Here is a 14,355-nt window from a genome sequence, read left to right as displayed (position 1 = left end):
CTGCATGTGATCGTGCCGTCATCGAGATCCGTCTGAGAACTCACGCGATGCTCGTGGGTCTCACCTCGGCAATGCCCCGCGAACGAAAGACTCGTCTCTCTCCAAGCGTGCTATCCATTCTGTGCTGCGGTCGACAACGTCGGCCGTGCCGACTTCGAGCTCTCCGTTTCGATCACGGACCTCAACCTTGACCTCGTCCGGGAGAAAGCGACCGAGGAACGCGAACGAGAGCAGCCGCCACTGGTCGTTGGTGTCCTGCACCGGCCGAAGCCACAGCGGCGACGCGCGCCGCAAGGGTTCCTTCTTGCCGCCATGGGCCTTGGCCGCCACGGGACGCACGGTGTATCCCTTGAAATTGATCGGTAGTCCCAGCGCCCCGAGCCCGAACCGGCGATCCTTGCCATGAATGGTGCGCAACCACTCCGGGGTCTTGATCGGTGGATCGTACCCTGCCGCAACCGCCGTCTCGGTGGCCCGGAACCAGCGGAACTGCTCGCCGGTGTAACCAAGCACCGCTGACCAATCGGCAAAGGTGCGTTCGCTCAGTCCGGCCTTGAAGATGCTTGGACCACCGAAAACCGGATAGGTCGGCGGATCTCGCCAGCCCTCGAAGGCTACTGACGATGCACCCTCTTCCGGGCGGGCCGACGCGACGATCCGATTTAGTGCCACCCCGCACTGCGCGATCTCCGGCGGCAGGCCGTGCTCATCAAGGCCCAGTCCGTCGCTGGGCACCGCAGCCGCTGCTAGCAGCGCCTCCGGCGTCCATGGCGCGGGCAGCTCTCCGTCAACATCGACAATCCGGAGCCCGCCGAAGCCTCGACGGGTGCGGGCGCCGAGACCCCCGTAACGGCACAGCGACCATAGGGCCGCAACAGCGAGCGCGGCGGCGTCCTCGTCCGGTCCGAAGCGAAGCTGCAGCCGGAAGGTGGTGTCGGGGGCGACGAAGGCCCGGTCAAGCTCGGACCGGTTTCGGCCATCAGGTTTGGACAACCCCTGGCCGGCGAGGTAACCGATCCACCGGGCGCCCTCGCGCCGGCACCAGTCTGGTTGCCTGTTGTGGTTTGCCCGTTGCGGCTCCGGGATGCGGAGGGCGACCGTTGACGCTCGCTTAGTGCTACCGAAGATCCGGCTCTCCACGGCGGCCAGCACATCGGTCTGGTTCCCCACTTTGCCGCCGGCGATCGCACGCAGCCAGTACCGCATCGTGCCGCGGAGGGAGGAGACCCGCACTCCAGCGTCGCCAGGTGGGAGATCCCGGGCATTGTCTCGTTTCGATTCGGTGTCGGACTTGGGTGGCTGGTGGCCGCCGTTGAACAGCGGTGTGGTGACCTTAAGGGTCAACGTCGTCCAGGCCATGGCTGCCTCTCGTCGTTGTGCGGTTCGGGCCAGCGAGTCATCGGCGCCAGCGCAGGTGAGCCAGGGGTGCGGTGATCGGGCGATCGTCCCAAAGGATCTGCGCGAAGACGCCGACCGCTAGGCACCAGGCGGTGCCGATACCGAGGGTGGCCAGACCAGTGCTGGCCGGCCAGTGCAGCCAGGCGTCGCGCAGTGCTCGGCCGTCCTCGATCAGCGCTGGAGCGATCGCGACCAAGCCGATGACCACCACCAAGAACGCGTGCCCCGCTCCGACCACCGCCAGGGTCAGGGCTCGGGTGATCGATGCCCATGCGGCAACGCCGTGATTGCGCGCCTCCACAAGGAGGTAGCCGAAACTTGCGGTGGCGAGAGTGGTCGCCGCCCACCAACTACCGATCGGCGACTGCCACCACTGCGGGTGCAGTGTGAGTAGAGCGAACAGGCCGACCGCACCTGCTGCGGGCAGGCGCAACAGCCAGACTGTGGCCCAGATCCTGCCAAACCCGACAACAAGCGCCCCAAGCAACGTGTAGCTGGCTGCGGCAGCAACCGCGGCCGCTGGGAAGTCTCCGCGAACGGCTAGCGCCAAGGTAGCCCCGGCCCCGAACAGAGGCAGCAAGCCGGCCCACCGTCGCGACCATCGGAGGGCTGCTGCCGCTGCTGCCGGTCGCCGCGGTGCGGTGGCAGTGCCCGAGTAGGTGCCAGCCTGAATCGCCCGCAGCAGCCGCATCCGGGGCAGCAGGTGCCGCTCAAGGACGTTGTCGAGTACGGCCTCATCGTCCGCGGTCAGCGGTGCGTTCGCATTGTTGATCACACCCAAGTCGGTCACCAGTGGTGGGCCCGGGTGCCGAAAGACCAACGAGTCGATCTCGCTTTCGATCTCGACTGGCGCGGCGGCAGCGAGCAATGGCTGAGACTGGTACTCGTCAAGGCATCGGAGCCACTCCCAGCGCGCTTGCCGGCAGCGCAGCACCACCAAGTGAGCGGTGTCGGTGCCGAAGACCATCCCTAAGTCCACGGCGGGGTCCCCTGACCTGTCCACCCAAAGCCCGTGGTTGGCACTTGGCCCGCCACGGAACGCCTCGCTAAGCGCTAGGAACCGCAGCCGGGCCGCCACCGGGCGCAGCAGTTCGCTCTCCTCTGGAGTGGTCTCGGCGACGGCTAGCCAGGTTGCCTCTGCGATCCAGCAGGTCCACATCCACACCTGGATCGAGTCTGCTCCCGGATCTTTCAGAAGTGCGCCAATGCGCTCAGGCAGGCATCCAGGGGCTAGCAGGATGGCCAGCAACGCCGGCCGGTTCCCGCGCAGCCGATCCGCCGTGTCCCTGATAGCCTCCGCCACCTCCCCTGCGGCCAGCGCATTACCACGTGGCAGGTGCCGGTCAAGGTGCCTCAGACCGACCCAGATCGCGGGATCGGCCAGGGCAGTCAGGTCATGCGCTTCTTGGTGCGCTGGCCGCCAACGGGTTACAGCTGGGCTCAGCCCTGCGCGAAGGCGATCCGCGAGCCCGGACAACCCGATCGGCACCGCCGACGCCGCCGCCACCGCTAACCCCTGCCGATCAGTTCGGCCGGGACACCCATCAAGGTCCGCAGTCCCACACCGAAGGGGGTGAGCTCGGCGCGGCGACCCTCGGGATCGACGTTGTAGGCGTAGCCATCCATCGTCAGCTGCCTTGGCAACCTGGGCAGGGATCCGTCCGGGGCGAAGTCCGCCAGTTCCTTGCGGACCGCATCAGGGTTGAGCTTGCGCAAGGGCAGCGGGATGACCACATCGCTGGTGTCGTGCAGCATGAACGCCTCGACCCGGGCAACCTCAGACGGTGGGAAGGACCTCAGTCCTTCGGCCAGGCCGATCAGGTAAGGGATGGCCGCCTTGAAGCCCCCGGACAGGTGGAATCGGAATGTCCTGGGTAGCTCATTCACCGTCGGCAGAAGCGCGCGTCCCAGCGCCCCAAGGTTGGTCATCGCTCTGGCGAAACCAGCGTCATTGCTGGCATCCAGGTGCGGAACCCGGACGAGAGCCACTCCCGGGATCGGAGTGATCTGATCGGGTTCCGCGACGTATCGGACCCGGTGGTACGCACCACCGGCCACGCCGACCGCGGTCCACACCCCAGAGACAAGGCCGGGGACGGTGTCGGTGGCGAGCAGGACCACCAGTTCGTCGTCAGCGACGCTGCGTCGTCGGGCCACTCTGTTGAACGTCTCCAGCTCGGCGCAGACGTTGGCCGGCCAGCGATCTGCCTCGACCGCGTCGATCAGGTCACGCTGCTTCTCCGGAAGGCTGCCGGCCGGACCGAACCAACCGGTCAACCGCGTGCTAATCGCGGCGGTGCTCGTGCCGACATCAGCGAGCACATCTTGCGGCTTGTGCCGGCGGATAGTCGGGTACAGGTCGCCGAAGAGGTCGGTGCGGTTGGCGAATGCGTCAAGCAGGCTACGACCCACGGAGATGATGTGGACTATCACGGCTGCACCTCCCGTGCGGCGAGGTATCCGTAGCCGGCCGACGTCTTGGCCCCGACACCTAGTTCGTCCACCGCGGTTGCGCACCATTCGGCTGCGGCGGACACGTCTTCCGCTGGGCCAACAAGGTCGATAGCGAAGGTGCCACCGTCCACCACCAGGAAAGGGCTGGGGATGGGCTGGTGGTGCTCGCCTGGGGCATGGCTCTGCGGGGCGTTGTAGTAAGGCTGCTGGTGTGGGGTCACCACGTCGCGAGCGACGCTGACTGGCCCCGATACGGGGAGCGCGTCGAAGAAGACCACGTCTCCGCTGGTGGCGGTCTCGTCTCCATCCGCGCGATCAGGAGGCACTGCAGGTGCATCGGCGGCCGTCGGCGCACCCACATCGGAGTCCGCCCGAATCTTGATTCGCGGCAGCCCGAATATCCTGCCGAATCGCGGTGGATCGTCACGATCGATACCGCACTCGCGGGCCCAGGCGCAGGTCAGGCCCTTGAGGGTCGATCCTGGGATGATCGGCCAGCCGTACGTGCCGTGCAGGGAGAGTCCGATCTCGAATGGGTTGAGGCGGTTCCCGATGCCGACCGCCATCCGCCACTGCGGGGTGGCGTTAAGCCGCCGCCACTCCAGCCGCCCCTTGCCCTGACGTACGAGCGCCGCTATCGCTCGGGTCCGTCTTTCGGTGACCATTTGCAGCAACGCTGGTTCCTGGCCGAGTCGGTGGTCGGCTGCCCAGCGCAGCACCGCCGCCTCCGTCGTGGTATCGAAGACGCCTGCTCCGTCCACAAAGGCTGACCGGTGCAGGATAACGAGCGGATTCGCGCCATCCCTCAACTCCCCGCCGCCGCGGCCACGGGTGATCTGCAGGTCCCGGGTTCGCAACATCTTGCCGATCGGCCCGGCCGAGGCCCGACCGGGCCACTTATCCTTCGGCTCCTCTTTCGCCCCGACGCCTTGACCGGTCACGATCGCCCCTCGCTGTTCGCTTCGCCGCTGGCTGCGAGGTAGCGCGCCTCGGCAAGCCGACTCAGCCAACCCGCCAGTGCCTGTACCTCGGCTGAGGCCCGGGCATAAACCGAGGTGTCTACATCAGCGAGGGCGCGCAGCAGCTTCTCGTTGGTCGCGGCGTCCGCGGCGTCAATCAGCCCGCTGCAGGTGATCAGGTGATCGCGAATTCCGTCGGCCACTCGCTTGTAAGCCTCGCCAAGCTCGTTCTCTTTGCTCTTGCCGAGCAGGTAGGCATAGGTGGCGGCTAGCCCGGATATCCGCACCTGCACGGGAAGCTGCCGGTAACGGGTACGTAGCTCGGGGCTGACCTTCTCTTGCAGCATATTCGCCGCGGCGGCTGCCATCCGTTGGTCGACCCGACGTACCTGACCGCCGCTCACTGGCCTACTCCCGTCGACTCGTCGGCGATCTCCGGCGCCACTGCCCGCACATCGTCCGCGCGCAGCAGCCGAGCCCAGACCAGACCCTTGCCGATCGTCTCGTCGCCCCCGACTTGGATCAGTTTGTTGTGCAGTAGGTCGAGGAGGAATTCGATCACGTCCTCCGTCTTCAAACTGCCTTCGGCTGGCATCGGACGCAGCGTGAGCGAAGCGGCGAGGATCGATTCGGTGGGCAGGTACTCGCTGTGGAAGGGGCCGTGCTCTACGGTCTTCCCCTCCTTGAGCTGCACCCGGGCCACAAACTCGGTGCACTCGGCGAGCAGCATCGGCATCACGTCCGACCCGACCGCGAGCAGGTCGTCGCGGAGCTTACCGCCCAATGGCGCCAATGGCGCAGAGGCCTGGGATCCAGCGTCACCGAGCACGTCGGTTGCGAGTTGGGCCGCCCAGCGCCTCAGCTGTGGATCCGGGGCGATGCCCAACTCGACCAGGCACGGCCCGAGCACCTCGCTGCGGGTGGCGCGACCGCTACCGATCCAGGCCTCCGACGCAGCGGCTCCCGCCTCGGGGGCGAGCCGGGGTGGCTGCGGTAGCCCGGTCACGCCGAGCCGGGCATACTTGCGGACCAGCCGGAACAGCGCCAGCTCGGAAGTTGCCCAGGCAAAGGTGCGTTGCAGGGTGGGGACCGGCATCGCCACCAGCTGCGCATCGCCGACGGTGAGCCGCCCCGCGCTTAGCTCGGTCTCGCCGTCTTCGCTGGACCCCCCGAAGACCGGCACTACCAGGTCTTCCAGACCGGCGTCCTGCGCCACCTGCCGGAGCGCGCCCTTGAGACTCTGCCCCCAGATCACCGGATACCGGGTGGTGGCCTCCCGCTGCACCGGCAAATCCAGCACGCCGAGGCTGTCGGCCGCACCAGCGTGCACGGGCGACTCGGCGTACAGGTAGAGAAGCAACTCTGTCACGACCACACTCCTGTCAAGATCACTCCGAAACCTGCCGTCCGCAATCGATCGTCGGCGGGCCGGCCATATGCTGTGCCATGGACTCCTAAGCGCCCGCTGTCGCCGACCGCCCAGGCCATCGCGGCGTCGGCGCTGTCGAACTGCAACAGGTAGACCGAGCCGGCCGGGACCGCCCAACGCAGCGCCCGAGTGGCTCGCACGCCGCCCTTCGAGCGTGGCGACGCGGTCGCGATCGGCTCCGGTGGGCCGACAGCTGCAGCCACCAATCGAGCGCCGGGTACCCTGATTTGCCAGCCGCCCGGCCAGATCGCTGGGGTGGCGACATACACTAAGACCCGGCCGCCGGGATAATCCGTCGGCGGGTGCGGCCAGCTGACCCCGTCTACTTCAGCAACGTCCGCGAGCCGCCCCCGCCCTCCGAGCGCCACTGGTCCGACCGCCTCGCGCTGCCAGGTCGTCGGGAGGACGCATTCGGCGAGTAGCGCTACTCCCTCGACCGGTCGCAGATAGGTTGCCTGGTAGAGCATGCCTTCCTGCACGACCCGGGTCGGGGTACGGCTGAGTCCAACTCGTAGCTCTTGTACCAACGGTCCCGGGTCGGTGTCTGGGTCGTCACGAACGAACGCAATTTCAAGGTCGGTCATGGACCGGTGCGGTTGCTCTGGGGTGACAAGTTCACCGCGCAGGTAGGCGCCGAGGGTGTCGCCGGTTAGCCACCCTCCCAACGGGTCGCCCTCGCCGACCAACGGAAGCGCACACTCACCACCGAGATCGGTGACGGCCGACGACCCAGTTGGGCGCAGCCGCATTACCCGGGAATGGTCATTATCGGAGCGGACGAGATCGGCCGGGGCTGGGAAGTACGATGTCCACCATCCGCCGCGGTGCCGTCGGGCAAGTACCGGGCCTCGGATCTCATCAGGTTCAGCGCCCTTGACACCACCGAACGCGCTGAAGATCGCCCCGCCGACGGTGCTCGGGCTAGGTTGGACTGGCTGGTTGGCCGCGTCCTCGCCAGCATCAAACTGCCTGCCGTCGCGCACCAGTAAGGTGTCGCGCGGGGTCAGCGCCAACCATCGCCGCCCGCCGGTCACCGCTTCGCTCCGGCCGATTGGTCTGACATCTGTCCACACTCCTGACGAAGAAAGACCGCGACCCGTGCGGCCCGCTCCGGGGTACGCCGGCCATCCCCACTGGTCGGTCGACCGGCCCGCTCCAGGTATCCGAGGCTGGCCAGGTTCTTGCCATCCGCAAGGGTGCCGCCGTGCCGGACCACCAACCGAGCCAGCTCCGCCTCATAGAGCTCCTCCGGCAGGTGCTGATCGGCGAATTCCTCGGCGTCTCGGGTCAGATCACTAAGCAGCCGCGGGGAGATCCGCCGCCCCGTCTCGTCCGCGAACACCCTGAGCAAATCCGCCGCCGTATCGCCAGTCGAATAGACCGGAGCCAGCTCTGGCGCTGGCACCCACGGCTGAATGGTGCTCTCCCGCGCACCGCTACGTCGCAGGAACCCGACAGCGAGAGCATGCTTGGCTGGGTGGCTCGCCTTCGCGTCGTGCAACAGCCGACCCACCTCCGACACGGCGCGTTGCAGCGATGCTCCTCGGTGGAAGTAAAGGATTGCCGTGCTGGGGGTTGGCAGATCATCGTGTGGCACCAGATCATGGCAGGCGCGGGCCACTTGAAGCGCGGTGGCCGCTGGCGCGAAGGCCAGCAGATCGTCACCGCCGGTATAGACCGGCACTCCGAACAGTCCCGGAGCGCTCATCTTGTTGCGCTGGTCAGCAGCCAGATTGGACAGCTGCTCGGAGATTCGGCGGTGCTTCGCCGGTCCGGTCGCATTCTCAGTGAGGAACTGGCCCATGCCGTCGAGGTCCTGAGCAACAACCGCCAGGTAGGCCGGCGGCGGGATGCCACCCAGGGCTTGAGCAAGCGTGCTGGCTGCGCCGCGACCAGCAGCAGCAATCCGGCCGAAGTCCCGCTCGTCATGCTGATCACGCGCAAACCCTCGACGCAGCCGACGGCCATCCCAGACGTCCGGGTGGACCCAGTGTCCTGCCGACTCCACCAGCCAGCGGGCCAACGGCTCGTCGTCGCCGTTACAGAAGTCGTCCAACCCCGGCACCGCCGATTCCCGAACCGGAGCGATCTGCGCCAGAACCCGCCGAAGGTCCGTGACGGCTCGATAGACATCGGCCTCACCGAGCCGACCTAAGATCATCTTTCGATACGGGGCGGAGGCGATGGAGCCGGTGGACGGGAAACCGACGTATTCCCCTGGTGACTTTCGTGCCCATCGGCGTTTGACCCAGTTCGCGGCGCTAAGCACATCGGTCTCGTGGGGCGGGGTGCCAACCGGCCGAGTCTCCTCCGCTGGCCAACGAGGGCTCTGGGCGCAGAGCCGTCGGCCGAACCACTCGGACTGCCCGTCACCAGGGAAGTCGCGCACCCGCTTGCGCGCGGTAAGCACCTCCTGGGCCAACCTCCACTTCGCGGCATAGTCACCGTGGCCGGCCGGCACAGCGACCCACTGCACACTCGGCATGCCGGGGGTGGAGATGTCCCGGCCGAAGCTTTCCCGGACCCAGCCGGCCCACTCCTCGCGCACCTGCTCCGCCGCCTCGGCCGCGACCTGTGCGCCGGCGCCCGCTTGGACCAGCGCCACCACCCGATTTGGTACGGCTTTGACCAGGTCAACGGTCCCGTATGTTTCGGATGCAACGGCGTTGCCTACCGGGAAGACAACCTCGGCGCCCGCTGGTGCCGCGCATACCGCAGCGGCAGTAGATGCCAGGCGACCGACAATCTCGCTTGCCGCGTAGAGATCGGCGGTAGTACGTGACTCAGCGATGAATGACTGGACCCCGGATAGCGCAACGATCACCAGATCTCGATCATCGGCCTCGGCTGGTGCCGCAGCACCCAAAACAGACACACTCGTCCTCTCGTAATGATCCTTCGTGACCGTGGGGAAGCGTGCGGGAGGGATGATCACACACATAAGATATGAGATGCTATCGGTCCTGGCACTTCCGTCAAACGTCCTTGTCGCTTAGCCGACAGCAAGCAGACTCCAGCAAGCACGTTCCTCCCTGATTCCTAGGCTGCGCGGGCGATGACGTCTTCGGCGGGCAGTGGGCTGGCGGGGTGGTGGGAGAGGCAGAGCGGCGTCCGGGCCTTGCGGAACGGCTGGCCTTCGACCGCCATATAGAACTGGCCGCTGCTCAGCCGGGAGATGTCCGGCACATCGCCGCCCTTGAACCGGGCCATCTCCCGGGCCGCCTCGATGTGCACCGGAGCGTTCAACAGCCCGAAGAACTGGGTCGATGCGTTGCCCGGGATCTGGCTGTGCAGCCCCTTCGGCGCCTGTGTGGCGAAGACCAGACCCAGGCCGTACTTGCGGGCCTGTGAGGCGAGCATCAGGGTGCTGCGGGTGCAGGGCGTGATCGGGCCAGACGGTGCCAGCGTCTGCGCCTCGTCCATCACCAGCAGCCCGCCCAGCGGCCGGTCGCCGGCCGGGTGGCGTTTGATCCAGGAGAAGAGTGCCAACTGGAGCTGGTTGACGAAGCTCTGCCGCTTGTCGTCGCCGGGTAGCCCGACGAAGCTGATGACCGAGACCCGGGCCCGCTTGCCCGGCGCCGGGGTGAGCAGCGTACCCGGGTCGGCGGACTCCCCTGCCCCGCCGAAGAGCGGGTCGTTGATCCGGGCGGCCTCCAGGTTCTCCGCCAGGTCGGCAGCGATCGCGGCGGCACCGGCCAGTTCGCTCACCCCGTCCGGAAGGTCCCGCAACAGGTCGATGAGGCCACCCAGGTTCGCCGACCCGGCGTACCGGCCGTAGTGCCGTAGAGCCTGCCGCAGCACCGCCTGCCCCCGCATCGCCTTGGCGGTGGTGGCGGCGACCTTAGCTCGTGGCGCCAGCGCGTCCACCGCGCTGTCGACCGCCTGGCTGAATTCGTCCGGGTCGTCGCGGACGCCGCTGAATTCTGGCAGCGGCTGGAAGGTCAGCGGCCGGCCACTCTCCCGCCCCGGGGTCCAGATCACCACCTCGGTCGAGTCGAAGTAGTCGGCCGCCGCATCGGCGTCGCCGCCGCTCCACGCGGGCGGCTCATCCGGCCAGGCATCACCGAGCCGGGCGAGGTCGTTGTTGGGGTCGAGCACGATCGCGGAGACACCCAGCAGCGCGCACTCCTCAACCAACCGCCTGATCAGTACGGTCTTGCCCGACCCGGATCCGGCGAAGATGGCGACGTGTTTACGCAGCGCCGCCAACTCCAGGTAGATGGGGTCGGCTTGGTCAAAGTCGACACCCACCCGCAGATACACCCCGTCCGGTGGCGCAGCTGCCACCGGGTCGGGGGCGGTCTCGGTTGACTCCGCAGGGGTCTGTGACTGCTCCGCGGGGGTCTCCGGCTGCTCCTCCGCGGTCTCCGGCGATGCCACGGGTAGGGCCGGTGAGGCTCCGGGTAGGGCCGGTGAGGCTCCGGCGGGTGGCTCCCGGCCGGCGTCGGCGAGCGCGGTCGCCAGCAGGGCGATGTGCGAGGCCGGGCGCCGGTCGGCCAGCCAGGCTTGCAGGCCGGCCGGCTCCTCGGCGAGCAGGCTCCGCAGCGCGACCAGGCTACGCAGGTCATCCTCGCTGACCCGCAGCGTTCGCCCGCCAGCCGCGACGAAGTCGTCGACCGCGCGGCGACGCTTGGGGCTGTCCGACCATTCGTCGTTGCGCAGGACGAACAGGTGCCGCTGGTCGACCCCGTGGGCCAGGCCGGCGGTGACACAGGCGTTGCGCAACCGAGCCAGTTCGGCGTTGTAATGCTGCGAGGCGATGGCCCGGAATGCCCAGTGGGCTTCGGCGCCGGTCGCCTCGTCGAGGGTTCGCCGCAGCCGGGCGTGCAGGTGGGGCTTCCGCGCCGGGATGGTGTCCTGTTCGAACTCGCCGCCGGCGCCCTCCCTGGTCCACGCGTCCAAGCCAGCGGCGAGCAGCGGCGGCACTTCTTTGTCCTCGTTGGCCGGGTCGAGCAGCCCGGCCACCGTGGCCTGCGCCCGCAGCTCCGCGTACCGCTGGTCCAGCTTCTGCAGGGCCGAGTGGTCCGCCGGTGCCGGGGCGGGCGCGGGAGCCGGTGCCGTGGTCTCGCTGGTGGTGGTGAGCGTGGTCAGCTCAGTGACCTCGCCGGTGAGGACACACGACCGGATATGGTTCTCGACGTTGATGAGTAGCTGCCGCGGGGTGAAGTCGGCGGCGGCGGCGAACGCCTCCGGGCGCACCGGCCAGGTCGGGTGCGGGGGCGTGAACCCGACCTCGTCATAGTGCGCCGTGAGCCGCCGCTCGATCAACGCACGGCCGACGTTCGCGTCCCGGATCGGCTCGAGGATGGCGGTCTCTCGGAACCGGTCCTGCGCGGTGTCGACCGCGTTGCTCTTGATCAACGCCCAGGAGACCGGCAGTAGCGAGAGTACGGTGATTGTGCGCTGGGTCAGCTCCCGCAACTCCATCAGGCCGCTGGCGACCTGATCCAGCTGGACCGCCTCCTGCCACCGGTCCGGGTCCGGGTCCGGGTCGGGGGCGGCGGTGACGTGGCTCTGCTTCGACACCTGCGCGATCAGGCCGTCGACCTGGTCCACCGCGATCACCGCAGGTCCGGTCAGCGCCAGCAGCCGGGAGATGTCCGAGACAAGTTCCTGCGGTAGCCGCCGGGCCGGCCGGATCCCCCAGCGGGTCCGTTCGCCGGCCTCCGCCTCGTCATCGGCGAGCAGGTACGACCCGGCGATGTCCTGCCCCCGCGGGTCGGAGCTGGCGAGCAGCGCCAGCGCCCGAGCCGTCTCCCGAGCACCAAGCCCCATCTGGCGGCTTCGGCTGCCCAAAGCGGCGGCGAACTCGTCCAGTCTCTCCCGGGTGATCGGTGCCCGACCGGTCACCGCCATCCGGCTCACCACTGGCAGGTCGAGCGGGTCGGTGAGTCGTTGCAGGAACGCGTGCAGTTGGGTCGTACCGTCCTGGTCGATCGGCTGGTTCAGGCCGGCCACCACCGACGCGGCGACGCTGCGCCAGAAGGTCTTGGCGTCGAGCAGGTTGACCAGGAAGAAGTAACCTCCCCGTAGCTGAGTCAGCTCGCGCACCCGGCTGAGCAGATGGGTCTTGCCGGCGCCACGCTGCCCCGGCACCGCGACCCCGATCGGGCTGGCGTCCGGGCTTCGCTCCGCCGCGGTAAGCCCGTCGAGGATGATACGGAAGACGTCCTGGTGCAGGCCGTCGACGTGGAACCGCGGAGTACGCCAGACATCGTTCCGGGTCGGCGTGTAGTTGAAGTGGAGGTGCTCGAGCGCCTTAAGCGCCGCCCTGCTCACGACGCCGCCATCGCGATCGCGTGCTTGGGCTGGTCGCCGATCACCACCGCGGCGGCCCGGGCCCGGGCGTCGAGGGTCTTCTGGTTAGCCTCCGGGACGAGGGCGACGCCCCGGCGACGGTGCAGCCGCCGCAGCGCTGCGTCGACCTCGGCCGGCGGCACCTCGCCGACCTGGTCTCGCAGGTCGGCGAGGCTCACCAGGTCACCGGCGTGAGGCGCGAGCAGCTGGTATGCCTTGGCCAGTCGCTCTTCAATCTCCGGCTCGCCGCGCCCCGGCGCTAGCTCCGATGCAGCCGCCGCCGGGGCCTCGCCGATGGTGACGTTCGACGCGGTGACGAACTCGTCGAGGCTCAGCCGCTGCGCCGACAGGAAGCGGTCCCACCGCCGGAGCACCGCGGCGAGCGCGCCGCCGACCGAGCCCGACCGCGGCAGCGTCGCTCCGACCTCAAGCTGGGCGCGGACGCGGGCCCAGCCCTTGTCGCTGAGCGTCAGCACCAGCCGAGGCGAACGCTCCACCTCGATCAGCTTCAGCCGCTCCAGCTTCTCGCGTGATGCCTTCGCCAGGTGGCACCGGTGATCCCGGCCCAGGCTCACATTGGAGACCGGGCCCGCCTCGGCCATCAGAATCAACAGTGCAGAGGTCTCCACCGTCGTCAAGGGGTTGTTCGACAAGTCAGTTTCCTTTCCCGGCCCGCCGGCGAGTGGCGAGAAATTGTTGGAGGATCGCGAGCACGCTCTCGATATCGTCGAGCACTTGTGAGTTGGTGAAGCGGAGCACGGCGTACCCGTTGAGCTGAAGCATCACGTCGCGGGTTCGATCCTCGGTGTACTTGCCCACCGTCCGGTGGTCGTCGCCGTCGATCTCGACGATGCACCGTTCCCGCTGCCACAGCAGGTCGACTCGAACTGGGTTGATCAACGGCCCGGGGCGTACCGTTTGGTTCCACGCTCGCCCGGCCGCCCACGACCGGCCGGCCAGGGCGGTCTCCAGGGCCACCTCCGCCCGGCTCGTCGGATGAGGCTTGCCGACGAGGCTGCGGGGCCGTGGTCTGCCGACCTTGGCCGAGGCGTTGCCGACAGGCTGAGCCACCACCGCCTCCGGCGGGTGCTCGACCGCCGGCAGCGCTCCACCGCAGATCCACACCGCGAGTCGGCCGTGGTCCACCAGCCACTGTGCTGCCCGCGTCAGCGCCAGCGAACCGCCCTCGTCCAGGTCGTGGGGCGGCCGTAGCAGCAGCGCACAGGTCGACCGCCCGAAGCTGGCCGCGAGCACTCGCGCCAACCCGAGCGCCCGCACTTCGGGGTGGTGCCGCCCGGTGTACGCCACCGACCGGGCCAGTGCACCGGCCGCCAGGTCGGCCAGGAAAGGACCATACTGGGAGGTGCTGGCCGCGTGCTCGATGGCGACCGCCCGGACGGCGGCTGGTGCGGCGCCGGCCGATGTCGTGATGCCCTCGGCTGCCGGGAGCCAGGCGGGAAACAGCTGACCGGCGACCACTTCCATGTTGTCCAGGCTGCCGGCGACGATCATGCGCTGGCGCCAAGGTCCGGTCGGCCGTTGGACGATCACCGCGGGCGCGTCGGGTGGCGCGGTCGCGACAGCGCGGTCCACGTCATCCGGATAAAGGTCCTTGATCCACACCACTTGGTCAGTCGGGATCTCCGCGAGCGAAAGGACCAACGGTCTACCTAACGTCAGAGTGGCACCCATCCTCGCGAATCGCCGAGTGAGGTGGCAATCACCCAGGGGGTGCTTCAACGCCGCTGGCCGGCATCGGTCACCAGCCGATCAAGGGGCACCAGCTCAGCCGGCAGCGTGATCACGTTGCCGCAACGG

Annotated in this window: 11 protein-coding genes; all 11 read right to left on the bottom strand. The window is 68.3% G+C overall.

Features of this window, described 5'->3' with window-relative positions; all coding sequences use genetic code 11:
* Positions 1–60 precede the first annotated feature (60 nt).
* The 11 genes from cmr1 to JQS43_RS11025 all read right to left on the bottom strand — a co-directional run bounded on the left by cmr1 (position 61) and on the right by JQS43_RS11025 (position 14,199).
* Positions 61–1,359 (bottom strand): type III-B CRISPR module RAMP protein Cmr1, encoded by a 1,299-nt coding sequence (gene cmr1, locus JQS43_RS11075; RefSeq protein ID WP_239678993.1) that lies wholly within the window; start codon positions 1,357–1,359, stop codon positions 61–63.
* Between the two features lie 37 nt (positions 1,360–1,396).
* Positions 1,397–2,563: a hypothetical protein gene (locus JQS43_RS11070; RefSeq protein ID WP_239678992.1), complete on the bottom strand. Its 1,167-nt coding sequence runs from the start codon at positions 2,561–2,563 to the stop codon at positions 1,397–1,399.
* 344 nt (positions 2,564–2,907) lie between these two features.
* The gene (locus tag JQS43_RS11065; RefSeq protein WP_239678991.1) at positions 2,908–3,831 is read right to left on the bottom strand and encodes a hypothetical protein; all 924 of its coding nucleotides are present in this window, start codon (positions 3,829–3,831) and stop codon (positions 2,908–2,910) included.
* On the bottom strand, positions 3,828–4,793 hold the full coding sequence (gene cmr6 / locus JQS43_RS11060; protein WP_239678990.1) for a type III-B CRISPR module RAMP protein Cmr6: 966 nt from the start codon (positions 4,791–4,793) through the stop codon (positions 3,828–3,830). Before cmr6 ends, JQS43_RS11065 begins: the two co-directional genes overlap by 4 nt.
* The gene (gene cmr5, locus JQS43_RS11055) at positions 4,790–5,215 is read right to left on the bottom strand and encodes a type III-B CRISPR module-associated protein Cmr5 (RefSeq protein ID WP_239678989.1); all 426 of its coding nucleotides are present in this window, start codon (positions 5,213–5,215) and stop codon (positions 4,790–4,792) included. Before cmr5 ends, cmr6 begins: the two co-directional genes overlap by 4 nt.
* Positions 5,212–6,180 carry a type III-B CRISPR module RAMP protein Cmr4 gene (cmr4, locus tag JQS43_RS11050; protein WP_239678988.1) on the bottom strand — a complete coding sequence of 323 codons (969 nt, stop codon included), beginning with the start codon at positions 6,178–6,180 and terminating at the stop codon, positions 5,212–5,214. Before cmr4 ends, cmr5 begins: the two co-directional genes overlap by 4 nt.
* The gene (locus tag JQS43_RS11045; RefSeq protein ID WP_239678987.1) at positions 6,177–7,274 is read right to left on the bottom strand and encodes a type III-B CRISPR module-associated protein Cmr3; all 1,098 of its coding nucleotides are present in this window, start codon (positions 7,272–7,274) and stop codon (positions 6,177–6,179) included. The genes cmr4 and JQS43_RS11045 overlap by 4 nt, the downstream gene beginning before the upstream one ends.
* A complete protein-coding gene (locus JQS43_RS11040; protein WP_239678986.1) occupies positions 7,271–9,175 on the bottom strand; it encodes a Cas10/Cmr2 second palm domain-containing protein in 1,905 nt (634 codons plus the stop codon). Before JQS43_RS11040 ends, JQS43_RS11045 begins: the two co-directional genes overlap by 4 nt.
* A 104-nt stretch (positions 9,176–9,279) precedes the next feature.
* Entirely contained in the window at positions 9,280–12,519 is a 3,240-nt protein-coding gene (locus JQS43_RS11035; RefSeq protein ID WP_239678985.1) for an ATP-binding protein, read from the bottom strand.
* Entirely contained in the window at positions 12,516–13,190 is a 675-nt protein-coding gene (locus JQS43_RS11030) for a hypothetical protein (protein ID WP_239678984.1), read from the bottom strand. Before JQS43_RS11030 ends, JQS43_RS11035 begins: the two co-directional genes overlap by 4 nt.
* Position 13,191: 1 nt before the next feature.
* The gene (locus JQS43_RS11025; RefSeq protein WP_239678983.1) at positions 13,192–14,199 is read right to left on the bottom strand and encodes an endonuclease domain-containing protein; all 1,008 of its coding nucleotides are present in this window, start codon (positions 14,197–14,199) and stop codon (positions 13,192–13,194) included.
* Between the last annotated feature and the right edge of the window lie 156 nt (positions 14,200–14,355).

This window comes from Natronosporangium hydrolyticum, assembly GCF_016925615.1.
Lineage (GTDB): Bacteria > Actinomycetota > Actinomycetes > Mycobacteriales > Micromonosporaceae > Natronosporangium > Natronosporangium hydrolyticum.
This window is presented reverse-complemented; position numbering and strand designations above follow the sequence as displayed.